Raw genomic sequence first — 24,897 nt, 5'->3', positions numbered from 1 at the left:
TGCAGGTCATGCCTTCCCCTTTGAGGCTTTCTTTGCCTTCCCTCCCCCATTCTGTTTTCCCCCCATGACAAAGAGGGAGAGCATGAGCATGGCGAGCGAGATGATCACCGGCACATAGACGGGTGAGACCCAGGGCCGGGGAATCAGGAAGAGCACGTCGCCTGTGGCCAGGGTTGGAGGCCACTTGATAAGGGCGTAAAGAAAGATGTAATAAAAAAGGTCCCAGATGGCGAAGGTGTAAAGAAAGGCCCCCGCTTTCATGCGCAGCGTCCCGCCTGCGAGGAGGGCCACGGCGAGAATCATGATGATGGTGGCGGCCTCGCGGGTCTGCTCGGTCCACAGCACATGGTGCCTGCTGAGAAACATGGTGAGGCTGTGGAGATCGGTCACCTCGACGTTCCACTGCGAGAGGGGCAGAAGCCTGCGCAGGTAGACGACCACCATGGCCTCGACGTACGCCATGGCGATACCGTAGCACGTGAGGAGCCCTAATGTTCCCGCCAGTCCTGCACTCTTTTCTTTTGCCATTCTATCTCCCTCTCCCAGAATTCGCTTCCCGCCCTCTTTCTCCTGCCCTCGTCACCGCCGTGACGAGGGCCCCCAGATGATCTTGTGGAGCTGCACGTTGATCCTGGCATCGAGGCTGTCGGCCAGTATCCAGTCGCAGAGGGAGGCATAAAGCTCAAGGGAAGTGCACCCCATGAGGATTTTTGCTCTTTCCCTGATGCCATGCTCCCTGATTGCCTTGAGAGCCCACTCGTAATCTGCCCTTCCCGTGAGGATGAACTTCACCTCGTCCTTCGGCCGCAGATGCCTGATGTTCTCAAAGCGCATACGGGATTCCATGGCGCTCCCGGGGCACTTGATGTCCATGATCCTTATCACCCCTCGCGGCACCGGGGAGATATCGAGGCTCCCGTTGGTCTCAAGCAGCACAGTGGAGCCGTCATCGAGAAGTCTCTCCATGAGGGGTATGACGGCCTGCTGAAGGAGGGGTTCGCCGCCCGTGATTTCCACGTGGCTCACTCCCAGGCTCTTCACATGGCGGTATACCTCGCTCGCGGCCATGGCCTCTCCTCCCTCGTGGGAATAGGAGGTGTCGCACCATGTGCAGCGGAGATTGCAGCCCGCCAGGCGCACAAAGGTGCAGGGGAGGCCCTGATAAGACGACTCCCCCTGGATGCTCCTGAAAATCTCGGTAACCCGGAGAACAGCGTCCATTATTCTGAAGATATTCGACACGGGGGGTGGGGTTGACTTTTTGGGGAAATAGGCATATCATAAGGTGAAAAATCACCCTCCGGTGATTCCAGGAGCAGGTGGCAGGGGGGATTCTCTTGAACTCGCTCGGAGAAACCAGTCGTCATGAAATCAATGAAAAGCTCCACGTCTCAGATGACCTTGAGGTGACGCTCCGCGTCGCCAGGGAAGATGATATGGAGCGCATAAAGTCCCTTTACGAGCTGGTCTATGGCGGCACCTACACCCTTCCCGAGGTGAATGACGCCGCCAAGATGAAATGGGCCCTCAACGATCCCAATTACCTCTGGCTCCTCAACGAGCATGAAGGCGGCCTCGTGGGGTCGGTGATCTTTGTCGTGGACCCCGCAAACCTTATCGGGAAGACCTTTGCCGGCGTAGTGGTCCCCTCCTTCAGGGGAAACAAGATGATGGTGAAATCCATAAAGCGCGGGATCCATTATCTCACCGAGGAGAAGAACTGCTGCGAGCTCATCTACGCCGTCGTGAGGACCTTCGTCTCCATGGGCTTTCACCGCGATCTGCTGGACCTGGGCTTCATCGACACCGGTATTTTTCCCAACGTCAGAAAGCTGAAGCTCTATGAGACCCATGGCCTCAAGGTCTATTACCGGCCCGGCGTCCTGGCGAAGCGCAAGAACCACCCGATCCTCACACCCGAGTCAGACAGGATTTACGGCATCATCAGGGATATGCTGGCCCTCGAGATGGCCCGCGTGGAGCAGGTGAAAGTGGAGCGCCTCGCCGAAAGGGAGCACCTCCAGTTCGAGATTGAAAAATCCAAGGACGTTGAGTGGGAATATTACCGGGAAAGGGACAAGGGGGAGCTCATGTTCAGCTTCTTCCCCCTTCACTATCCCCAGATCAGGCTCTCCACCGCTGACCGCTCGACAGTGGTCTACCTGCACTACCAGGAGAATGACGGCTATGGCGGCATCACGGGCCTGAAGACCGACCAGGACGATCTCCTCTGGGTTCTCTCCGAGACGAGCAACTACTGCGAGTCCATGGGAGTGACGTACCTGGAGCTTCTGCTCCCGGCCCGGGACCCCCACTACCAGAAGATAGCCTACGAGGCCCACTTCATTCCCTGCGCCTATTTCCCCGCGGCAAAGCTCGAGAGTGACGGGAACAGGCTTGATTACGTGGTGTGCTGCAACACCTTCGTGCCCCCGCACTTCAAGAGCCTCAAGCTCACCGAGTTCACCCGCTCGTACCTGCAGGCATTTTTCAAGCTCTATACGGAGCGCCTCTGGGAGGACCTTGAAAATGCCCAGTGATGCCGTGCGCGATCTTATCGGGACAAAGGAAGCCTTTCATTTCTCGCCGGAGCGGGACATGCTTTTTCTCAAGGCAATGCAGAGGGCCTTTTCCTTCCACTATGCACGGTGCGGGCCTTACCGGAAGCTCTGTGACCTGCGGGGATTCACGCCGAGAGCGCTTCGGCGCTTCGAGGACATTCCCTCTATCCCTTATCTCTTCGTCACCATTTTCAAGGAGCGGAAGCTCACCTCTGTTCCCGATGAAAAGATTGCCCTTGTGCTCACCTCGAGCGGCACGACAGGCCAGAAGAGCGCCACGTACCTTGACAAGGTGTCTCTCTCCCGCATCAGGAAGATAGTGTGGAATATTTACGAGTCCTTTCAAATGGCCGACAGGAAGGAAAAGGTGAATTACCTCTGCTTCACCTATGATCCTTACGTTGCGAAGAACCTGGGAACCGCCTTTTCCGACAGGCTCCTCACGGGACTCACCTCGGTGAACCGGGCCGTCTATACCATCACCTGGAGGGAGGGGGAGTTCTCCCTTGACAGGGACCTCTGCCGCAGAACCCTTGAGCGCTTCCAGAAGAGCCCGTATCCCATGAGGATCCTGGGCTTCCCGAGCTTCCTTTACGATGTCCTGGAAGAAGCGGTGCGCCTCAGGGGAAAGCCTTTTCACTTCGGGGAGAGGACCTTTCTCATCACCGGAGGGGGATGGAAGACCCTCGGCGACAAGGAGGTGCCCAAGAGCCTGTTCAGGGAAGAGGTGAGCCGGTGGCTCGGCATACCGCCCGAGAACATCCGCGATCTCCTCGGGATGGTGGAGCATGGCGTTCCTTACTGCGAGTGCGAGCGCGGGAATTTTCATGTCCCCCTCTATTCACGGGTATATATAAGGCACCCGCGCGATCTCCGTATCCTCCCGTATGGTGAGCCCGGCATCATGCACCTTGTGACGCCTTATCTGCACAGCTTCCCCGCCATCTCGCTGCTCACCACCGACGTGGCCGTCCTTCACAGGGAGTGCCCCTGCGGGAGAAATGGCCCCTACATAGAGCTTGTTGGCAGGGGGGGGGTGCGCAAGCACAGGGGATGCGCCATCGCCGCCCTCGATGTCCTTGAGAAGTCGAAAGAGGGCGGTGATCCCTCATGAAGGCCTCGCTCAGGCATTATCTATTCGGCAAGGAGGTCCGCTCCGAGGCTCCCCTGGAGGAAAAGGACATCACCAGCCTGGTTTTAAGGGCTTTGGAGATAAAAGAGCGCCTCAGGAGCTCTCCCCTTGACAGGATCATCGCCGTCCTTGACCGTGCAGGGAGGCGGTGGGCCGATAAAAGCTACGGCCCCAGGAAGAAGGCCCTTGCCATGATGCCTCTGCTGACGGGGTTCCACCCCACCATGGTGGAAAGGGCACTGGAGACGCTTGCGGCGCTCCTCAGCCGCAGTGAGCTTGAAAAGAAGGTCGCCACGGAGCTCGGCACACCGGGCGCCCTTGACCGTTGGGTCAGGAATGGCCCCACAAGCGTCCTTGTCAAGGCACTGCCCCTGGGGCTTGTCCTCCATGTGAGCGCCGGGAATGTCTTTATCGGCGGCATTGACAGCCTTGTGCACGGGCTCCTGACGAAAAACGTCAATATCCTGAAGTTCTCCGGCGACGATCCCCTCTTCCCCCTCCTTTTCGCAGAGAGCCTCAGGGAGGTCGATGACGAGGGGCTTGTTTCGGGGAGCTTCTCCCTCCTCTCTTTCAGGGGAGGCGAGCGTGCCGTGGAAGAGGCCCTCAAGAAGGCCTGTGATGCCGTCGTGGTCTGGGGCGGTGAAAAGGCCGTCGAGGCATACCGGAGTGATCTTCCTCTCTCCTGTGAGCTTGTCTCTTACGGGCCCAAATACAGCCTTGCCCTGGTCACCAGGAGGGGCCTCACCCTCCGCCCGCTCAAGGAGATCTGCCGGGCCCTGGCGCTTGATGTGGCGATGTGGGAGCAGCGCGCCTGCTCATCGCCGCAGGTCCTCTATGTGGAAGCGAAGCCCCAGGGCGCCGTGTTCCTCAAGTTTCTCTCGGCTCTTGAGGAGGCCCTGGCCCGTATCTCGCGGGAGCTCCCCCAGGGAGAGCTCACCATGGACGAGGAGATAGAGCTGCTGAAATACCGCGAGCGGGCAGTCTTCGCGTCGCTTCTGGGCGAGGGAAGGGCAGCCTTTCCTGCCGGGGGAACGGAATATACCGTCATCGTAGAGCACGACCCGGCCTTCACGTGTTCCCCCCTGAACCGGTGCCTCATAGTCAAGCCATACAGCCGCTGGGAGGAGGTCCGCCGCGCGCTTCTGCCTGTGGGGAAGAGGCTTCAGACCGTGAGCTTCCTTGGCACGGGGGAAGAGCTTCAGCGCGTGGCTTATGACCTCTGCGCCCTGGGCGCCACGCGCGTCACGGGCCTTGGAAGGGCCCACATCGGGGAGAAGGGCGCTCCCCATGACGGCTCCTGGCAGCTTGCGCGCCTGGTGCGCTGGGCAGCCATCGAGTCTGAGGAGCTTGCGTCACTGGTGCCGGAAGAAGAAGGAAGCCATGACCGGGCTCTCGGGGAGCTCCTCCATTACGCGCAGGCCCATTCCCCTTACTACAGGGAGAAGCTGAAGGACCTGGCATGGCCTGCCGTTCCTTTCCTTGAGCGGAGCGACATCTATCTGAACTCTCCCCCCAAGGGCACGGGCCTTCTCACGGGCTCTCTCGAAGGGGCCTCGGTTTTCGCGAGCGGAGGCTCCACGGGGGCCCCGAAATTCTGCATTTACGGCCACGGCGAGTTTGATGAGGTCGCCGGGGTCCTGGCCGAGGTGTACCGCATTGCCGGAATCACCGCCCGGGACGTGGTGGCGAATCTCTTCATGGCGGGAAACCTCTGGACTTCCTTCCTGGCGGCCAACGGGGCTCTCGAGAAGATAGGATCGGTGACCCTCCCCATTGCAGGCAATGCCGACCTGGAGCTCATCATATCATATCTTGATCTCTTCAGGCCCACGGCCCTTATCGGCCTCCCCTCGGTGATTATCCAGCTCGCCGAGGCCCTGGAGAAGAGGTCCCGGCCTCTCGAGCTGAAAACCATTCTGTACGGCGGCGAGCATCTCTCTGACGAAGTAAAGGAGTATCTGCGCAAGGTCTTCAGCGCGGGGAATATCATGTCGGCGGGATATGCCTCCGTCGATGCCGGCCCCGTGGGCTACCAGTGCCCCCACTGCACCGGCTCGGTTCATCATCTCCTCACGGAGTACCAGGTCCTGGAGGTCATAGACCCCGAGACAGGCGGGACGGCGGCGCCTGGAGTGACGGGGGAGCTGGTGATCACCAACCTTAAAAGGCGCCTCATGCCGGTGATCCGCTACAGGACCGGCGATGCGGGCCGCCTCATCGAGGGGCAGTGCCCCTGCGGAAGGAGTGACGGGCTCTTTGAGCTCATGGGGCGCTGTGATGATGTGGTGCGCGTGGGCACCGTGAGCATCTATCCCGATGAGATTGAGCACCACCTTGCGGCCTTCCCCGCGGTGAGCCACCTCTTCCAGATAGTGGCGAAGAGCGCCGCGAGGAAAGACCACCTTGTCATAAGGGTGGAATCCCGCCTTGATGAGGCAAAAGACCAGCGCTACCTGGCGGGCACCATACGGCGCGCCATCCTGGAAGGCCATGGCGAGCTTGCCGAGGCCCTCAGGGAAAAGTGGCTCGGCTCCCTCTCCGTCGAGATCGTGCCGAAGGGGAGCTTGCCGCGCGTGGCCAGGACAGGAAAGATAAAGAAGGTCCTTGACCTGAGGAGGCATGACAATGTTTGAGGCCTTCGGCGAGCGGGCCGGAAAGGTGATAAAGGATGCCGAGGAGGAGGCCAGGGCCATGGGGCACAAGCTCGTGGGCACTGAGCACCTGCTCCTTGCGATTATTGCCGAAGATGACTGCTTTCCCTCGAAGGTATTGAAGAAGTACGGCTACACTGCAGATGCCGTGAGGCAGGAGATACTTTCGCTTGCCGGATGGGGCGATAAGCTTGATTTCGGCGGGGGCCTCATCTTTGATCCCAGCACAAAGCGCGCCCTTGAGCAGGCCCTCGAGGAGATGGCCTCCTCGGGCGGCGAGTCCATCCTGGTGGAGCATCTTTTCATGGGAATCACCTTCAGGACCGAGACGGTGGCTTCCGTCATCATCCAGAAGCGGGGGCATCTCGCGCGGTGCCGCGATGAGGTCCAGCGCTTTGTTGCCGAGGCATGCAGGGAGGCTCATGCAGGCATTCTTGACGGAGAAGGCCGGAGGACCGGCAGGGAGAGAGTCCCGGCGTCCCGGGATTTTCTCAGGCCCATCGAGGACCGCGTGCTTTTCCTCGAGGAGCGCATGAATGCTCTGTCGCAGGCGCTCCAGAGCACCCGGTACCGCACCGGCATAGGTTTTGACAGCCATCGCTTCAGTCCCGGGAGGCCCCTTGTGCTGGGAGGAGTCACTATCCCTTATTCCCTCGGGCTTTTGGGGCATTCAGACGCTGATGTGCTCGTGCACGCCATAATTGACGCTCTTCTGGGGGCCATGGCCTCGGGCGACATAGGAAGCCGCTTCCCGGACACCGATGAGCGCTACCGCGATGCAGAGAGCCTCAGGCTTCTGGAGAGCACGGGGGAGATGGCCTCGAAAGAAGGATTTTCCATAGTCCACCTTGACAGTATCGTCATCACCGAGAAGCCTCGTCTTGCTCCTCACAGGGCTTCCATGGCCGGGAACATCGCGAGGGCACTCTCCGTGCCCCCTGAGGCCGTCTCGGTGAAAGCCAAGACCGCCGAGGGGATGGGCTTCGTGGGGGAAGGGCAGGGCATCGCCGCCTTTGCCTCGGTGCTTGTCACTTTCGCAGGCTCACGGTAAGCCGGAGGCATATGCCTAATGGACGAGGAGTGACGAGGGCTTGAAGGGAAGAGGGTATTCCTTGATGAGGCGCAGCGTGGCGCTGTCGAAGAGCAGGAGGCTTTCGGGGGCCACAGTGGCGACGTAGAGCACCTTCCCCCCCTCATATACGGCGAGGGCTCTCGGGACCCCCCGCGTCACTGTTTTCTTGACCACCGAGAAACTGGCGCAGTCCAGCACGAAGATCGCCCCGTCGGATTCACAGGCCACGTAGGCATAATCAGGCCCCTCCTTGCCGCGGGCGGCCGCTCCATGCTTCTGCCCCTTCCCCAGCATAAGCTCCTTTGCGAGGCTTTTTGCCCCGATCTGGTAAAAGGCCGTCTTCCCGCTGGAAAGGACAAGAAGGAAGGTGCCGTCCCTGGTGGCGACTATTTCATCGGCAGACTCTTCCAGCGAAAAAGATGCCGTGATGCTCTTTTTGACGCTGTCGATTACGGCGATCTCCCTGCTTTCAATGCCTGCGGCAAAAATTGCTGAGCCGTCGGGGCTGGCGGCAAGCGCCCGGCAGGTGACGCCGCTCGTGATGAGGCAGTCGGTCTTGAGAGTGTCGCTGTCCCACGCGGTGATGTCAGGCGAGTTCGTGCCGGTGATATAAAGGAAGGGCCCCTGAGGCGCCACAATAAGGTTCGAGGGCTCGTCCTCGAGGGGAAAGGAGCCGAGGGAGCTCCCGCTCTTTGCATCGGCAACAAGGATGCTCTTCTCCTTCCTTGCGATGAAGAGCCTCTCGCCGTTCTCGGCAATGCCAATGGCCTTTGCCGTGCCGAGAAAGGTTACCCAGGCCTGCTCTTTCCCTGTTTTGAGGTCAAATATGAGGATCTGGTTCTTCTCTTCCGGGAGGACATAGGCCATGTCGGCGCCCGGCGGCTTCTGCCCTTTGATGAAGCTCTTGATGAGAAAAGGCGCTGCAAGCACTGCCAGCACCGCGCACGCGATTATGGCGCCTCTCACGAACCACTTGACGAAGCGGCTCGTTTCCTTCTGGAGCGTCCCCTCTTTCGGTGTCACTTCGGGTACCTGCTCCGGGGGGGGCGGCGGGGGGTTAATGACCTCCCGGAGCTTGCGCGAGAAGGTCTCCATGTCAATAAACCTCGAGGCGGGCTCCTTTGCGAGGGCTTTTTCCAGGACCTCGTCAAAGCCCGCCGGCATGTCCTTGATGACCTCGCGGGGCCGGGCATTGGCTTTGCTCCTGATGTCAAACTTCTGCTTTGTCGTCATGTAGTAGAGGAGGGCTCCAAGGGCATAGACCGCCGACTGTATGGAGAAGGCCTTCCCCTCGGAGATTTCAGGGGCGCAGAAGGCGTAGGGATCGGTCGAGGAAAAATAGTGATCCAGAAAGATATGGAGGCCGAAGCCCATCAGGCTCATGTTGGCCTGCTCATCAATGAGGATATGGGGCGCATCGAGGTGGGAAAAGGGGAGAGGAGAGGGCCTGTCATAAAGATAGGCGAGGGCGTCGATTATCTTGAGGCCCCGCTCGATGGCCTCTGGAACGGTAAAAGGGTTCACGGCCATGGTGAGGTACTGCTCAAGAGACAGCCCCCCCCCGTAGGTCATGACCAGGTAGGCATGGTCTTCATGGTAGAAGCCGTCAAGGACCGTGGGGAGCATGGGGTGCGAGAGGGCTTTGCGGAGATCGATGGCCTCGAGAAACTGCTCTTCCGTGAGGCTCCTCTTGGCGGGCGGGAGCTTTGCGAGGTGGAACTCGGTGATCTGGATCGTGCCTTTCGTCTCGGGATCCTCTGCGAGGTAGATATTATAAAATCTCCCCTCGTAGAGGACCTTCTTGATCTTGTAGCGCTCTCTTAAGAGCGATCCGGTCTTGAGAAGATTTTCCATTGCGCTAAATAGTTACACGGCGAGAATAAATTTCCCTCTTGGAATTTCCCGGCAGATGGAGGAGAATGGCCCCGGAAAGAGAATAGTTCCATTTTCCCTCACCATGCGGGCGAGGGATCCTGCAAGGGAAGGTGAACCCCATGACAGAAAAGCCTCCCATGCTTCTCCTCGTTGATGGCCATGGCCTCGCGTACAGGGCATTCTATGCCCTTCCGCCCCTTGAGACATCAAAGAGGGAGAAGGTGAACGCCCTTTACGGTTTTGCCACTATGCTCCTCAAGGTGCTTGACGAGGTGAAGCCTGATTTTGTGGCGGCATCCTTTGACAAGGCCCCGCCTTCCGAGCGCCTCAGGGAATACTGCGACTACAAGGCCCACCGCCAGAAAATGCCCGAGGATCTCGCGGGGCAGCTTGACGCCATCGAGAAGCTCGTGGACCTTTTCGGCATTCCCATAGTCTTTGAGCACGGCCACGAGGCCGATGACTGTATCGGCACGCTGGCGGTAAAAGCCGAGAAGGAAGGGCTCGAGGTGATGATAGTGAGCGCCGACAGGGACTTTCTTCAGCTCGTGTCGCCGGCCGTGAAGGTGCTCTCGCCCCACAGGGGGATATCAGAGTTCGTGGTCTTTGACGAGGAGAAAGTGAAGGCAAAATACGGGCTCACCCCTTCACAGATAGTCGATCTGAAAGCCATAGCCGGCGATTCTTCCGACAACCTGCCTGGTGTGGCAGGCATCGGCGACGTGACGGCCAGGAAGCTTCTCGCCGAGTTCGGCTCCCTTGAGGGGATTCTCTCCTCCCTGGAGAGAGTGCCGCCGCGATTCCGTGGCCTGCTTGAGAAGGACAGGGACCTGGCGCGCCGCGACAGAAAGCTTGCCGTGATCCGCACCGATCTCGATATCACCTTTGACAGGGAGCTTTTCCGGTTCGGGCCGCCTGCCGGGGAGTCCCTCAAGGCCTTCCTGGAGCATTTTGAATTCAAGAGCCTCCTCAAAAAGCTCTTTCCCGCCGAGATCCTGCCGCAGGCCGATGGAGCGGCCTCTCTTGAGTGCTGCGTCCTTGACGGTGAGGAGAGGCTTGAGAAGCTCCTGGAGGACCTGAAGGAGAGCGGCTGCCCGGTGCTTTTCGGCGCAGGGCCGGGGAGCGCCCTTTCCGGCCTTGCCATCGCTCCTTCCCGCGATGTCCTTTATTATCTGCCTCTTTCAGGGGCCGAAGAAGAGCTCCTCGCGGCGGTCATGGGCGCCCTGGCCTCCTGCCGGGAGATCGGGGGCTTTGCCATGAAAGGGATTCTGAGGCTCCTTCTGACAAAGGGGCTGCCCTTGCCGCGGAATATTTATGATGCCGCCATGGCCTCGTTTCTCCTTGAGCCCGGTGAAGGGGCCCAGAAGCTTCCCTCGGTCTACCGCCGTTTCGCCGGAAAGGTCCTCGAGGCACCTTTCGAGGCGCTCGGGGGGAAGGGCGAAGTCCCTGCGGCCGCAGTGAAAAGCTGCGCCCTTGCCGGGGCCTCTGCCATAGCGGAGCTCGTGCCCATCTTGAAGGAGCGCATTGCAGAGGAGTCCCTTGAGAAGGTCCTTTACGAGGTGGAGCTTCCTCTTATCGCCGTGCTTGCCGCCCTCGAGCACCGAGGGATATACTGCGACGCCGCCCTTCTCAGGGAGGCCTCCGGAGTGCTTGGGCGCCGCGCGGAGGCGCTCGAGGAGGAGATCCACGTGATGGCCGGCGAGAAATTCAATATCAGCTCACCAAAGAAGCTCGGCGAGATCCTCTTCGGGAAGCTCTCCATCCCGGGAAAAACCAGGACCACCCAGGGGTATTCGACGGCCCAGGACGTGCTCTCGGAGCTTGCGCCCCTTTATCCCATCGTGGACAAGATTCTTGAGTTCAGGGAAGTGAAGAAGCTTCAGAACACTTATGCGGATGCCCTCCCGGCAATGGTGAGCCCCCTCACGGGAAGGATTCATACCACCTTCAACGCGCGGGGAACGGCCACGGGAAGGCTTTCCAGCTCTGAGCCCAATCTCCAGAACATACCCGTGAGGACAGCCCTGGGCCACCTGATAAGGAAAGCCTTCAGGCCCGAGCTCGAGGGGCACCTGTTGGTGAGCGTCGATTACTCCCAGATAGAGCTCCGTGTCATGGCCCACCTCTCAGGCGACGAGCGCATGATCAAGGTCTTCCGTGAAGGCGGCGATATCCATGCCATGACTGCCTCGGAGCTTTTCGGCGCCGCCGCAGGCGATGTGGACCCGTCGCTGCGCCGGAAGGCAAAGGAGATAAACTTCGGCATCCTCTACGGCATGTCGGGCCATGGCCTGGCCCAGAGGATAGCCGTGAGCCGCAAAGAGGCAGGCGACTATATTTCACGCTACATGGAGCGCTTCCCGGCGGTAAGGCTCTTTATTGAGCGCACCATAAGGGAGGCCGAGGAGCGGGGGTATGTTGCCACCCTTTTCGGCCGGAAGCGGTGGATCCCCGATATCCGGAGCAGGAACATGCACGTGAAGAAGGCCGCCGAGCGTATCGCGATAAATACGCCCGTCCAGGGCTCGGCGGCTGATATCATCAAGCGGGCCATGATAGCTGTTGATGATGCCTTACAAGACCTCCCGGGCGCCATGGTGCTGCAGATCCATGACGAGCTTCTCTTCGAAGTGGAGGAAATCCGCCATATTGAGCTTGCCTCGGCGGTGAAGGCACTCATGGAAGGGATTGTAGCTCTTTCCGTGCCCATGGAGGTCCACGTGAAAAGAGGGAAAAACTGGTCGGAGCTTGAACCTTTTGAGGCTCATGCAAGCCCGGCGAAAAAGGAGGTGGAGAGTACCCCGTAGCCTCTCAAGACCATTATCTGTCAGGCGCCTGCCACCGGCAGGCAGAGTATCACATACTACAGCGCGCCCCCCAGGGGGCTTGAAAGGAGTCTCTGGAATTATGGATAACGTTGAAAAGACCAATGAAGCGGCAGCCCCGGAGCAGGATGCTTCCGTTGCCACTCTTACCGAGGAGAAGCCAGTCTCCATGAGCGACTTTGAGTCGTACGAGCAGTCATTCAAGACCATCGCACCAGGCTATTACATGAAGGGGAAAGTGGTAAAGGTTGACCCCGACGGGGTTTATGTGGATGTGGGCTACAAGACCGAAGGGAAGATCCCCTCTCACGAGCTGGTGCAGGGCGATCCCACGGGAAACAGCGTAAGCCTCTCCCCCGGCGACGAAGTTGATGTCGTCGTGATCAAGGTGAGGGACCAGGAAGGCGAGCTCATCCTCTCCAAGAAGAGGGCCGACCTGGAGATCGCATGGAAAAAAGTAATCGATGCCCTTGACAAGGGTGAGGTGCTCACCGCCACCTGCATCGAGCAGGTAAAGGGCGGCCTTATCGTGGATATCGGCCTGCGCGGCTTCGTGCCGGCCTCCCATGTGGACATGCGCCCCATCCGCGACCTCTCCGATTTCGTAGGGGAGGCCCTGCGCCTCAAGGTGCTTGAAATAGACCGTTCGCGCAGAAAAGTGGTCCTCTCGAGAAAAAAGGTCCTCGAGGAGGAGCGCGATAATTCCCGTGAGGCTACTCTCAAGAGCCTCTATGAGGGAGAGATACGCACCGGGAAGGTGGCGCGTCTCACCGACTTCGGCGCCTTTGTGAACCTTGGCGGCGTTGACGGCCTCATCCATGTGTCCGAGCTTTCATGGCGCCGTGTGAAGCACCCCTCAGAGGTGGTAAGGGTTGGCGATACGGTGGAAGTTCTTGTGCTGAAGATAGATCCCAAGAAGGAGCGCATCTCCCTGTCCCTCCGCCAGGCCAAGGCCGATCCCTGGCTTGCCCTCGGTGAAAAGTTCAGAATAGGGGACAAGATAGAGGGCCCCGTGAGCAAGATCGCGAAAAATTATGTCTTCGTCGAGGTCCTTGAAGGCGTGGAAGGGCTTGTGCCCATTTCAGAGATCTCCGAGGAGAAGGTGTCAAGGCCTGACGAGATCCTGAAGGTAGGCCAGAAGATCGCCGCCAAGGTGCTTGACGTGAAGCCTTCAGAGCGGCGCATGATCCTCTCGATCAGGCAGGCCGAAGCCGATGCCTCGAAAGACGAGTATTCGGGCTATTCCCACAAGGGCACCTCATTCAACGTGGGAGAGATCCTGAAGAGCAAGATGGAAGCGAAGAATCTCCAGGATATCATCTCCCCCAAGAAGGATAAGACCCCCCTTACCCTCGAGCTGCCTCCTGCTGCAGCTCCCGCAGCCGAGGCGCCGCCCGCGCCCGCAGAAGACGTAAAGCCTGCGGTCACCCAGACCGTGGTCTCCGTGGCCAATGACCCGGAGCTTGACGCCATGCTGAGCGACGTGCCCGTAGACGGCACGGTGAACGGCACATCGGTCGATCAGATCATCAAGGACGCCATGACAGGAAAGCTCGAGGAAGAGGAGCCCAAGGCCTGACGTTCTTTCAAAGAAAACAGAGGAGGCACCCCGGGGTGCCTCTTTTTTTTCTCCGGCTCTTGAAAATTTTACAAAAGAGAAACATCCTGTTCATAACTCCACGCTATAATGTACAGTGGAGGGAAGTGTGTGCCGGGGATGATATATGCTTATCACCGCTCAGTTTCCCATGCCTTTTCGTCTCTTCCCCTGCCTGCCACGTCCCTTTACTCAACACAGAAACTCTTTTCCGTACCCGGGTGTATTGAGAAAATCTCATTTATTTCAGGAAAGGGAGGGAATGGCGTGCCGCCCCCATGCGATGCCTTCGAAGCCGTTGAAAAAAAGAACCTGAAAGCCCTGGAGCGCTGTATCAGCAGTGGCGCAAGCGTTGACGCCGTGAACATGCGGGGATCGACCCTTCTTCATTGCGCGGCCTTCGGGGGTGCTCTCCCCGTCTCGCGCTTTCTCCTCCTGAGGGGGGCTCATGGTGACGCCGCCGACAGGGAAGGCATGACGCCCCTTCACTGGGCCTCCCTCAAGGGCCACTATGAGCTGGCGGTTCTCCTTCTGGAGGAGGGAGCCTCGGTGAAGGCCTCTGACAGGAAAGGCCTTACGGCCCTCCATTTCGCCGCCCTGGGAAGCCATGGGCGCCTTGTGACGCTCATGGCCGACCACTATGGGCGCTTTGCGGCTTCCGAAGAAGAGTACAGAACATTTCTCTCCATGAAGGACCTCAGAGGGAGAACTCCCCTCCACCTTGGGGCGGCCTTCGGCGCCCCCGGGGCAGTGGAGGCCCTTCTGAAGCTCGCTGTCGATGTGAACGCGCAGGATAACGATTACGGCGCGACTCCCCTTCACTACGCCGCCGCCCGCGGGAATACCGAATTGATTGAGCGCCTTATTCTCGCCGGCGCCGATCTCTCGGTGAAGGACAGCCACGGCAGGAAAGCCCTTCACTGGGCGCTCATGGCAGGTCATGAGAGGGTGGTGAGATTATTCCACTTAAGGGGAGAATCTGAGAGCGGGGTGGACAGGGCCCTCATGGAGATTGCGGGCCGCCGGGGCACCAGGGCGGTTCTTGTCAATGAATACAGGGACAGCAATCCCAGGGAATTGATGACCGCCGAAGCCATAAGTGCGATGCTGAACTGCGTCCCCTTTGATTTTTTCATGGAATCGGTCCGTTATATGCCCCCCGCCTGCGGAGTGAGGGCCATTCTTCTTGCCATCGCCCCCCCTTCGCTTCCCTGTGAGCACGGCGGTGAATATGCGGGGAAGTTTCTCTCCCTTGCCGGATACGGGGAAGTTCCGCAGGGAGAGGCACCTGAGCACCTCAAGAGCCTGTTCCTTTCAAATCCTTGCCGGTGCGCCGAGATCATGGGCTCACTCATCGCGAGCCTCAAGAATTTCAGGGAAACCCTGTGGCGGAACGCTTTTGCCGCCCTCGCGGGCCTGGTGATGAGGAAATGGGTGGCCGTCGCCCATAAACTGGTGGGGAAAGCTCCGCTCCCCGGCAGCAATGACCGCTCCTTTCACGATGGGAGTGTCACTGTAGCACCGGGGACCGTCCCTGCGGGATGCACCGACATGAGCCGCCAGAACCCATGGGAAAAGCTTTTTGATGTGGACATGCTCACCGTGGAGGTGGGCCGGGAGCTCATCCACCTCCTGGACCCGAACCAGGGAGCGAAGCTCCTTGAGCGCGTCAAGGCCATCAGGAAGCACCTGGGCCTCGAATTAGGCATCGTCCTTCCCGGCGTGCGCTTCAGGGACAACTTCCAGCTCGATCCGGGAGGCTACGTGATAAAAGTGAGGGAGCGCACCGTGGCCTGCGGGCGCACGGAGCCCCGCAGGCTTCTCGCCGTGGGCCCCCGTGACAAGCTCTCCCTTCTCGGCTGCCTCCACGTGGAGGACCCCGTCTTCGGGCTCCCCGGCATCTGGGTGGACGCCGGGCGGCGCAACGAGTGCGAGAAGCTTGGCCTCATGCTCTTCGATGACCTCTGCGTCGTCGCCGCCCACCTCACCGAAGTGGCCTCTGTCCGCGCCGCTGAGCTGCTCACGCTCGAAGACGTGGCGGGAATGCTCGAGATCGTCAGGAAGAAGCACAAGGTCCTCGTTGAGGAGGCGATGAAGAGGATATCGCCGCGGGGCCTCCATCTCCTCCTCCAGAGGCTCCTCGAGGAGAGGATGTCGATCCGTGACCTGAAGCCGGTTCTGGAGACCATCGTGGACGTGGGCTCAACGGATCACGAGCTGGTGGTCCTGGAGTACCGCAGGGCGAATCGGCACTCCATCCTTGGGCGTTTTGCCAACAGCCGTGACGAGATCGCCGTGATAGAGCTCGCTCCGGAGCTTGAGGAGGCCCTCAGGAAGAGTCCCGTGAAAGGGGCCCTCATAGTGAGGGAGCTCGGCAATGCCATAGACCACTGCCACGGCCTCGGGCTTCACCCCTTGCTCCTTGTGAGCGACGATCTCAGGGGGGGCCTTTTCCATGCCCTCAGGGAGAGGGTGAAAAAAGTCGCCCTCATCTCGCGGAGTGAGTGCGTCGCCCCCTTTACCCCCGTCACCCTCTACCTTCTCCGGGGGACCGACGAGATAACGGGGGCCGTAGTTGAGGCCGGTATGTCGCAGTATTACCTTGGCCGGGACGAAGAAGCCTCTGCCCGGGAAGCCCCCACGGTATCGCAGATGCTCCGGCCGCCCCTGGAGCGCCTTGCCATCGTGCTTCTGTCGCTGCCGCCCAACCTGGCGAGCCAGGTTCTCGGTGCCTGCTCGGCTCCCCTGACGGAAAAAATAAGCTCCGCCATTGCGCGATTTTCACGGATCCACGACGAGGAGCGCTTCGACTGCATCATGGAGTTTCTTGGCGAATTCGGCGTGAAGCACTGCGTGAGGGAGGAGTGCCTCATGGTCCTCGACCGGATAGTGGGCCCCGATCCCGCAGCCTGCGGCCGCATCATTGAAACTCTTGCCGGGGAGAAAAAGGAGTGACCACGCCTTGTGGGGAACGATAGAGGGAAAGAAAGGAGCTTCCCTCTATGATACTCGGCATTACCGGAGGTATTGCAAGCGGCAAGAGCCTCGTGGCATCATGGCTTGAGGAATGGGGCGCGCCCGTCGTCGATGCCGACAAGGTATACCGGGACCTCATAGAGCCCGGAAGGCCCCTCTGCGAGAAAATCATAGCAGAGTGGGGCACGGGCATCCTGGACGGGGAGGGCCGCATTGACAGGTCAGCCCTGGGAAGGCAGGTCTTTTCTGATCCCGCGATGCGGGAGCGCCTCGACGGTATCACCCATCCCGCCATCATCGGGGAGCTCAAGGAGCGCCTCTCCTTCATCAAGAGCGAGGTGGTCGTGCTGATGGCGCCCCTTCTGATAGAGGCAGGCCAGCGCTCCCTCGTGGACAGGCTCTGGCTCGTGGCCCTCTCTGAGGAGGAGCAGGTGCGCCGCCTTGTTGCCCGCGACGGCCTCGGCGCCGAAGAAGCTCTCCGGCGCGTGAAATGCCAGCTCTCCCTTGAAGAAAAAAAGCTCCATGCCGACGCAGTCATTGATAACGGCGGCACTCCTGACACGACCCGCCGCATGGTGAGAAAGCTCTGGGACGAGATGAAGGAGCGCCTTGCCCTGACGCTCCGTGATGACCATTACTGCTTTGCCTGCGGCGCCGATAACCCTGTGAGCCTGCGCCTCTCTTTCTCCCACGATGAGAAGGGGCTCTCCGGGACCTTCACCACGAGGAGGGAGCACCAGGGGTACAAGGGGCTCCTCCATGGGGGCATTATCACCACCATGCTCGACGAGGCCATGGCGCGTTATCTTATCGATAAGGGGCACCGCGTCGTCACGGTAAAGATGGAGCTTCGCTTCAGGAGACCCGCCCTCACGGGGGACACGCTCACCGTAAAGGCAGCCTACGAGGGGCTGGAGGGAAAATATCACCTGATGAGCGCCAAGGTGCTCTCGTCAGCGGGCAGCCTGCTGGTGCAGGCCAGGGGGACCTTTGCCGAGCGGGAGGCGTCATGAGCGAAAAGGTTATCACCATCAACAGGAAAGCATACCACGAGTATTTTATCGACGAGAAGCTGGAGGCGGGCATCGTGCTCACCGGCACCGAGGTAAAATCGCTGCGCCGCGGGAAGGCGAGCCTTACCGAGTCCTATGCCATAGTGAGGAGCGGCGAGTGCTGGCTCGTGTCGGCCCACATTTCCCCCTATGAGGAGGGGAATATCTATAACCATGAGCCCCTGCGCACCAGGAAGCTCCTTCTCCACCGCGACGAGATAAAGCGCCTCCATGCCAAGGTTGCCGAGAAGGGCTTCACCCTTGTGCCCATAAGGATGTATTTCAAGAGAGGGAAAGCCAAGGTGGAGCTGGGCATCGCGAGGGGAAAGAAGCTCTATGACAAGCGGGAGGCGCTGGTGAAAAAAGAGGCGCGCCGCGAGATGGACCGGGCAGTTAAGAATCCTCGTCAAACATCACGACGGGGCGGCTCACCTTCTTTGAGATAAGGCCCGAGATGGCATTGTCGATAAAGGTGGTGAGGAACTCCTTGGACTCGGCATCCATCTCGACGAAATCAAGGGAGATCACGAAGCTCTGCCCCAGGTCGCCCTCCTCTTTCTGCGAGTGCACCATCGCCGTGACCTCAAGGGCCTTGGAGTGGGGATCCAGGTATATCTTGAAGTTGATTTTCTCTGTTTCCGGGAGGCGCTCCTCATGGACGATCCGCATCCCCATAAGGCTTATCTCAATGGTGAGCACATAAAAAGGCTCGGGGTTCACCGTGCCGTACTGGATGCGCATGGGGATAATCTTGTTGAGGCGGTAGACCTTGCTCTTCTCGCGCGACGTGTAATAGTCGATGAAGTTTGTCAGGATTGTCCTGTTGTGCTCGTCCATTTCGAGGAAGCGGATACCCTGGGCCATCATGCCGCCGCCGATATCCTTCACCCAGCTGATCTCGGCCGTGAAGTGGAAAGGCTCCTGGAACATCAAGGTGCCTTTGAAGGGGACGTTCCGCTCAAAGGGGAAGTCTGAGGTGATCTTGAAGCCGCCTTCGCTCACATCGGCCACGTAGAGCTTCATCTTGTGGAGCTCGCCCTTGAGATCCACCTCGGCGGAGAACACCTTATTGACGCGGATATCCCTGCGCTGGAACGCTCTGCGGTCGTCGTAATTCATCGCGCTCTCGCTCTGAGGCGAGACAAACATATCGTTCATGAGTCCCCGCCCTGCTGTCAGAATCGCTCCCAGAGCTTTGCCGCAAGCTCTCTTGACCTTGCGGCAATGAGCTCTTCATCGATATGGAGGAGCTTTCTCCCCTCCATCACTATCTTTCCATTGATAATCGTCGTGTGAACGGAACCGGAGCTTATTCCAAAAAGGATATGGCCGAAGATATTCGCTGCGGTGAGGGGCGTGGGTGGCTGGTAGTCTACGAGAATGATGTCGGCAAAAGCTCCCTTCTCAATAACGCCGAGAGGACGCGGGAAATACCTGGAAAGAATGGCCTGATTATTCTGGAAGCTCATTTTCACCGGCTCTTCCCAGGCGACCCGGGGGTCGCCCTTGATGATTTTGTGGAGCAGATTGGCGACCTTGAATGCCTCGAACATGTCGCATGTATAGCCGTCGGTGCCCATCCCCATAAGGATGCCCTTTTTCAGCATTTCCAGGACGGGTGCGCAGCCCACGGCGTTCCCCATGTTGGACTGGGGGTTGTGGACCGATGCCGTGTCCGTCTCTTTGAGGAGGTCCATTTCATGCTCATTGATATGGACACAGTGAATGCAGAGGCTCTTCGGGCCCAGGATACCGTGCTTTTTAAAGCGCTCCACGACGCGGAGCCCATGGTGCTTCACATTGTAATCGACGTCAGCCTTGTCCTCTGCCGTGTGGACATGGAAGCCGCATCCGAGGGGCGCCTCGGCCTCGCGGGCTTTCTTGAGGGTCTCGTCGGAAACGGTAAAGGCGGCATGGATGCCGAACATGCCCGTGACCATGGGATTGCCGGCAGAGGCGCATTTCTTGACAAAGCGCACGTTTTCGGCAATGCCCCTGTCGCGGATTTCCATACCGTCCCTGTCCGAGAGCTCATAGCAGAGGGACCCGCGGATGCCCGTCTCGCGGAGGGCTTTTTCAAGCTCGTCCAGTGAGCCGTCTATGGCATGGGGGCTCGCATGATGGTCTATAATGGTGGTGGTGCCCTTTTTTATGCAGTCTATGAGGGGCACAAGGGCGCTGTAGTATATGTCCTCGATGGTGAGGGTCTTGTCCAGGCGCCACCAGAGGCGCTCGAGTATTTCCACAAAGGTGGAGGGCGAGGCATCCTTGAGGGCCATTCCCCTCGCGAAGGTGCTGTAAAGGTGCATGTGGGTGTTGGTCATGCCGGGCATGATAAGCCTGCCGCCGGCGTCAATGAACCGTGCTCCCGGGTGGCGGGCCTTGAGGTCCGCCATGGGACCGCATTCCTCGATGATGGTTCCCTTGATGAGCACCGCCCCGTTTTCAATGAGTTCCTGGGGGGATTTCATGGTGACAACGGTGCCGTTGCCGACAAGCAGATCTTCCATGGCCACCTCCGATTAGACAGAAAATACCCCCTATGCTATTCTCTCCCCCAAGGCCTCTTCCCTTCTCGAAACGGGAGGAAACAAAAAAGCCCCTTCCGGGGCTTTTCTTTCGCGCCATATACCGCGGTGGCCTCAAGCCACGAGATCATAGTCCACGTTGTCGATGTTTGAGGGGATCTCCTCGAAAATCCGCATTGCCTTTGAGGCCTGGGTGATGTTGTACTTGTTGTAGCGGCTGTACTGCACGCTGTTCTTGCCGAGGCTGTCGGTGCTGCTCGACTTGGTCTTCTTTGTCTGGGTATCCTGGTCGCCGAGGGCCTGGAGGATCTCGCGGAGGTTCCTTCTCGTGTAGAGGGGATCGTTCTGCTTGACAAACTGCTTGTATTCTACATCGACCCACTTGCGGAGGTTCTCCGCGAAGATCTTGCGCTGCACGTCGGGACGCATCTTTGCCTGGTTGTTGGCAGACTGCTGCTGCAGCTGCTGCTCCTGCATTTTCTGGAAGCTGTGCTGGATCTGTGAAGAAGTGTCGAGGAAGAGCCTGCCTTTGGGCTGCGTCCCTGACTGCTGGTTGAGCTGCGAGTCCTGCACCTGCTCATTCTCGGTGCCTTTGGCCTGCTGCTCGGTCTTGTAATCCTCGGCAACGTAGCGGCGCGCCACTGAGCGCGACTGCTGCCGCGAGACGCTCTCCATCTGGTTGCCCTGGGAATTGACGTTTGCCTTGTCCTTGGTGAGTTCCTGAGAGTCATCGGGCTTGTCTGTCTCGGTAATCTGCTTCCCCTCGTCCAGATCCTTGTTTACCTGCTTGGTCTGGCCTGTCTGCTGGGGGATGCCTACCATCGAGGACATCATGGCCATGTTATTGTGTGTGTTTACGTTCATGCTATCCTCCTCCTTCCATTACTATTATCATTCTCCGCAGCGATATTGTAAAGTGATTCCTTGTAAAATAATTGTTAATAATATGTTACGGTATTGTAACAATTCATCGGGCCGGGGTGGGCTCCCTTCCCCCCTTATTCTGTGATCACTTTCATTATCGCCTCCCTCTCGGGGTCCTCCGGTTTGAGCCTGAGGTACTGCCTGAAGCACTCTTTCGCCTTTTCCCTGTCGTTCTGCTTGTTGAGGCAGAGAAGGCCCAGGTTTTTATAGGGGGGCTCATAGAGGGGCGCCATCTGGATGGCCTTTTCATAGAACTCCCGGGCCTTGGCATAGTCCTGTGCCTGCTCGTAGAGGAAGGCAATGTGGAAATAAGGGCAGCCGTAAGCCTGCAGGACCTGGCGCTCAAAGGAGTGCTCAGGATACGCCGGCCCCTTGAGGTTCTGCTGGAATCTTTCCATGAGCGCCTCGTTTTCCCTGATAAGGGCGTCCATGGCAGGCGGCTCTTCCCGGGGGGCCATGGTGATGGAGAGGCCCGAGGGGAGCTCGCGGTATTCCTTCTCGTAGCTCTGTTCCTTGACGCCGTAAAAGTACAGGGGAAACCTGTCTTTGTTTTCCCTTATGAGGTCGATGTTTTTTACTTTTACGCCTTCGTAGCGCTCGCCCGGGATGATGACTTCAGGGTGCCGCTCCTTCATCTGGGCGCAGTACCAGGCATAAGTCATCTTTTCCTGGTGGAAGACCTTCACGTCTCCCCTGGCGCCCTCGACGAGCTGCACATAGTCGGTGGCCATGTCGGCCACGTCGCCCTTACAGAAGAGGACGCCCCCCTCTTTTACTCCTGCGAGCAGGTCTCTGCCGAAGTGGAGGGTCACGAGATTCTTCCTGAAGTCAGCTTCGCCCCTATTGAGGGCAAAAAGGGGCACCACCGTGATGATGACGAGGACCGGCGCTGCCCATGGCGCTCCCCCGGGGCGGGAATTCACCCGGGCCAGGGCATGGCAGGCCCCGAAGCCGATAAAGAGGGCAAAAACCACCTCGCTCATCATGTAAAAGCGCTCGAGGACTCCCCTTAAAATAGCACTGCTGAGCGGCATATTTGCCACGAGCACGAAGAAGAAACCGGTAAAGAAGAAGGCACAGAGCAGGAAGATGAAAAGGTCCCTTTCCTTCCTGAGAGCCCAGAGGCCCAGGCACCCGAGAAGAAATCCCGCGAAGGCGAAATCCCGGGCCAGGGACTTCACATACACGGGGATCTGCATGATCCGCGGCGTGGGGCGGTAGTCCTTGGACTCCTTCGGAAGGAGCGAGAGAGTGCCGTAATCCTTGCGCAGCAGCAGGTTCATGAAGCCCGAGAGCGTCACGGGATCGTCCCAGTTGATGACAGGCCGCCCTCTGGCGGCGAGGGGAAGGTAGGCATAGGGGACGAAAGCCACGGCAAAAAGGGCGACGGCGATGACGAGCTTCCGCGCCGTGAGGCCCGCGCCTCGCCAGATGGACGCTATGTAATAAATGACCGCGGGCGCCATGAGCACCATGGTGTGGTGGTTGGTGAAAGAGAGGCCATAGAGGAAAGCCGCTCCATAGAAAAGAGCATAGGGGCTCCTCCCCTCACTTTCACCGCTTTTCTTCGGCGGCGCTCCCCTTGGGGGCTTCCCTTTTTTAGGCCAGGTGCTCACCTCTTTTCGGAAGAGCACAAGTATGAGGATAAGCAGGGCCGAGAAGAAGTTGTTGAGGGGGAAGACCTCGGCCACCTCGGCATAGTGCCAGTATATCCGGGAGAATGAAAGGGCGAGAGCCCCCGTAAGGGAGGCGGGGAGGTTCCCGGTGAGGGCAATGAGTGTCAGAAAGACGGCCACGGAGGCGAGGGCCTGGAAAAAGGCCGACATGAGATTGACGCGCCAGGCCACCTGGTGGAGGGGGATGAAGGTGAAGAGCTTCCCCAGCATGGTGAAGAGAGGGTAGCCGGGCGGGTGGGCCACGCCGAGGGTGTATGCCGCCGTGGCAAGCTCGGCGCTGTCGCCGGCGGCTACCGTGGGGCAGAGAAAGAAGGCATAGAGGGAAAACAGCACGAGAAAGAGCCCCAGGGCCCAGATGATCGCTCTTTTTGGGAACATGACAGCCCGCTATTCGCCGGCCGCTGCCGAGGGAGGGGCGGAAACGGCCGAAGCGACGGCGGCGCCGCGGTGCTCCGTCTTGTCCCACTGCACGGTGTGCATGTTCTTGATGCAGTTAAGGAATCCCACCGGCACGGCAAGCATCCAGAAGAAGTTGTAGCCCCAGTAGATGGGCACCCTGATGAGCATGGAAAGGTTCGGGCGGTCCACAAACTTGAGCATGCCCCCTCCCATCACTATGGCGAATACCCAGGGGAGCGAGTTGATGAGGGGATCGGGGAGCGTCGTCGTAAAGATCCACCCGCAGAGATACACAAGGGCTGTCTCGAGGTAGCACATCCAGACAAGAAGGGGCGCTACTATGCGGAAAAGCCCGATAAGGCTGTCACATTTCTTGATAAAAGATATCTTTTTGCTCGCAAAGACGGGAAACATATAGTCGTAGAGGCATTTGAGCATCCCCTCGGCCCACCTGATGCGCTGGCGAAGGAAGGGCCGGGGATGGCTTATCCCTTCCTGCCACACCACGGCATCGCGGCAGTAGCGCACCATCTTCCCCTCGAGGAGGAACTTCATCGTGAGGTCCATGTCGTCGGTGGCGGACTTCTCGTTCCATCCCCCGGCATCCTCAAGGGCCGAGCGCTTCGTCACCTGCCCGTTCCCCGCGAGGATCATGACGCCGCCGAAAATATCCTTGGAAATCTGGAACATGTGGGCATAGGTGGCGAACTCGTCTTCCTGGAGCAGCGTGAGGATGTTCTCCGAGGCGTTGGTGATCCGGACCCTCCCCTGGACGCCCGCCACGTGGGGCTCAAAGAGGTAGGGCACAGTTTTCTTCAGAAAATCGGGCTCCACGCGGGAGTCGGCGTCAAAGATGGCGATGACCTCGCCTTTCGAGTGGGACAGGCCGAAGTTCAGCACCGCCGATTTTCCCGGCGCGCCGCCGTCGCGCCTGAGGGGCATGAGCATGGGGAATTCGTTTCTCAGCCTTTCCAGGATGAGCGATGTCCCGTCCCGCGACGAGTCATCGACGACGATAATCTCGAAATGAGGCCTGTTCCCCTTGCGGTAGTTGAGGCCTGCCAGGGACCGCACCGTCGCCTCGATGACCTGCTCCTCGTTCTTGGCCGGCACGATGATGGAGACAAAGGGCCGGTAGAAATCGTTCCGAAGGGGCTCATAATGGCGGAGGAACAGGCAGAAAGCCATGGTGAGCATGCCGTAGTAAGTGAGAAAGACCAGCGTCGCCTGGAAGCAGGTGAGCTTCCTGGTGACAAGGGTATAGGAGATGAGGGCCACGATGAACAGGGTGACCGTGAGAATCCCGAGGGTCCAGTTCTTAAGCTGCCGGGCTTCCCGCTCCTTTTCCTTCATGTGCCTGATCCTGCCTTTCCTCATGCCTTCATCTATAATATACTCATTGCCGGTGAGAGATGTAAAGACCTGGCGGAGGCTTTTTTGGGAATAAAAAGCCAAGAGTTACTTGGACATGGAAGAGAAATTTCCTGCCCCTGGAAAAATTTTTCTCTCCTGCCCCCCCCTTCCGGCACCCCGTCCCCCTGACACTCCAAATCGCCGAACACCTTATGATACCTATTCCTTAGTCGCCTTGCTGAATACTATATTCCCCTAAAAAAGCGCTTTCAGCCG

At 59.1% G+C, this 24,897-nt stretch carries 17 protein-coding genes; 9 read left to right on the top strand and 8 right to left on the bottom strand.

The annotated features are described in order from the left end of the window. Positions 1-6: 6 nt before the first annotated feature. Both RDV48_08540 and RDV48_08535 read right to left on the bottom strand, forming a co-directional pair. On the bottom strand, positions 7-528 hold the full coding sequence (locus RDV48_08540; protein ID MDQ7822825.1) for a hypothetical protein: 522 nt from the start codon (positions 526-528) through the stop codon (positions 7-9). Between the two features lie 51 nt (positions 529-579). Next, complete coding sequence (locus RDV48_08535) at positions 580-1,221, bottom strand: radical SAM protein (GenBank protein MDQ7822824.1); 642 nt, start codon at positions 1,219-1,221, stop codon at positions 580-582. 116 nt (positions 1,222-1,337) lie between these two features. Between RDV48_08535 and RDV48_08530 the strand changes: the two genes are divergently transcribed. From RDV48_08530 to ispF, 4 genes are read left to right on the top strand one after another with little or no spacing between them, the layout of a single operon-like run. Then, the gene (locus RDV48_08530) at positions 1,338-2,540 is read left to right on the top strand and encodes a hypothetical protein (GenBank protein ID MDQ7822823.1); all 1,203 of its coding nucleotides are present in this window, start codon (positions 1,338-1,340) and stop codon (positions 2,538-2,540) included. Continuing rightward, entirely contained in the window at positions 2,530-3,675 is a 1,146-nt protein-coding gene (locus RDV48_08525) for an acyl-protein synthetase (GenBank protein MDQ7822822.1), read from the top strand. The genes RDV48_08530 and RDV48_08525 overlap by 11 nt, the downstream gene beginning before the upstream one ends. Beyond that, on the top strand, positions 3,672-6,326 hold the full coding sequence (locus tag RDV48_08520; GenBank protein ID MDQ7822821.1) for an acyl-CoA reductase: 2,655 nt from the start codon (positions 3,672-3,674) through the stop codon (positions 6,324-6,326). Before RDV48_08525 ends, RDV48_08520 begins: the two co-directional genes overlap by 4 nt. Beyond that, positions 6,313-7,395 carry a 2-C-methyl-D-erythritol 2,4-cyclodiphosphate synthase gene (ispF, locus tag RDV48_08515; GenBank protein ID MDQ7822820.1) on the top strand — a complete coding sequence of 361 codons (1,083 nt, stop codon included), beginning with the start codon at positions 6,313-6,315 and terminating at the stop codon, positions 7,393-7,395. Before RDV48_08520 ends, ispF begins: the two co-directional genes overlap by 14 nt. Positions 7,396-7,410: 15 nt before the next feature. Here ispF and RDV48_08510 read toward each other — a convergent pair whose 3' ends face one another. Further along, positions 7,411-9,270 (bottom strand): protein kinase, encoded by a 1,860-nt coding sequence (locus RDV48_08510; GenBank protein ID MDQ7822819.1) that lies wholly within the window; start codon positions 9,268-9,270, stop codon positions 7,411-7,413. A gap of 140 nt (positions 9,271-9,410) precedes the next feature. Here RDV48_08510 and polA point away from each other — a divergent pair, with 140 nt between their 5' ends. From polA to smpB, 5 genes are all read left to right on the top strand, one after another. After that, positions 9,411-12,098, top strand: coding sequence for a DNA polymerase I (polA, locus tag RDV48_08505; protein ID MDQ7822818.1), 2,688 nt, complete (start codon positions 9,411-9,413; stop codon positions 12,096-12,098). Between the two features lie 100 nt (positions 12,099-12,198). Beyond that, positions 12,199-13,695: a 30S ribosomal protein S1 gene (gene rpsA / locus RDV48_08500; GenBank protein MDQ7822817.1), complete on the top strand. Its 1,497-nt coding sequence runs from the start codon at positions 12,199-12,201 to the stop codon at positions 13,693-13,695. A gap of 285 nt (positions 13,696-13,980) precedes the next feature. Next, complete coding sequence (locus RDV48_08495) at positions 13,981-16,668, top strand: FHIPEP family type III secretion protein (protein MDQ7822816.1); 2,688 nt, start codon at positions 13,981-13,983, stop codon at positions 16,666-16,668. A 47-nt stretch (positions 16,669-16,715) separates the two neighbouring features. Continuing rightward, complete coding sequence (coaE, locus tag RDV48_08490) at positions 16,716-17,702, top strand: dephospho-CoA kinase (GenBank protein ID MDQ7822815.1); 987 nt, start codon at positions 16,716-16,718, stop codon at positions 17,700-17,702. After that, complete coding sequence (gene smpB, locus RDV48_08485; protein MDQ7822814.1) at positions 17,699-18,187, top strand: SsrA-binding protein SmpB; 489 nt, start codon at positions 17,699-17,701, stop codon at positions 18,185-18,187. Before coaE ends, smpB begins: the two co-directional genes overlap by 4 nt. Here smpB and RDV48_08480 read toward each other — a convergent pair. The 5 genes from RDV48_08480 to RDV48_08460 form a co-directional block, all read right to left on the bottom strand. Beyond that, positions 18,135-18,899, bottom strand: coding sequence for a PilZ domain-containing protein (locus RDV48_08480; GenBank protein ID MDQ7822813.1), 765 nt, complete (start codon positions 18,897-18,899; stop codon positions 18,135-18,137). The genes smpB and RDV48_08480 overlap by 53 nt on opposite strands. A 17-nt stretch (positions 18,900-18,916) precedes the next feature. Continuing rightward, positions 18,917-20,251, bottom strand: coding sequence for a putative aminohydrolase SsnA (gene ssnA / locus RDV48_08475; protein MDQ7822812.1), 1,335 nt, complete (start codon positions 20,249-20,251; stop codon positions 18,917-18,919). A gap of 132 nt (positions 20,252-20,383) precedes the next feature. Then, positions 20,384-21,133 (bottom strand): hypothetical protein, encoded by a 750-nt coding sequence (locus RDV48_08470; protein ID MDQ7822811.1) that lies wholly within the window; start codon positions 21,131-21,133, stop codon positions 20,384-20,386. 134 nt (positions 21,134-21,267) lie between these two features. Then, the gene (locus RDV48_08465; protein ID MDQ7822810.1) at positions 21,268-23,247 is read right to left on the bottom strand and encodes a DUF2723 domain-containing protein; all 1,980 of its coding nucleotides are present in this window, start codon (positions 23,245-23,247) and stop codon (positions 21,268-21,270) included. Positions 23,248-23,256: 9 nt separating this feature from the next. Further along, positions 23,257-24,621 carry a glycosyltransferase gene (locus RDV48_08460; protein MDQ7822809.1) on the bottom strand — a complete coding sequence of 455 codons (1,365 nt, stop codon included), beginning with the start codon at positions 24,619-24,621 and terminating at the stop codon, positions 23,257-23,259. Positions 24,622-24,897 lie beyond the last annotated feature (276 nt).

It is taken from the genome of Candidatus Eremiobacterota bacterium, assembly GCA_031082125.1.
Taxonomy (GTDB): Bacteria; Vulcanimicrobiota; CADAWZ01; order CADAWZ01; family Ess09-12; genus Ess09-12.
Note: the sequence above shows the minus strand (reverse complement) of the source record. Positions and strands in the feature narration are given on the sequence as shown.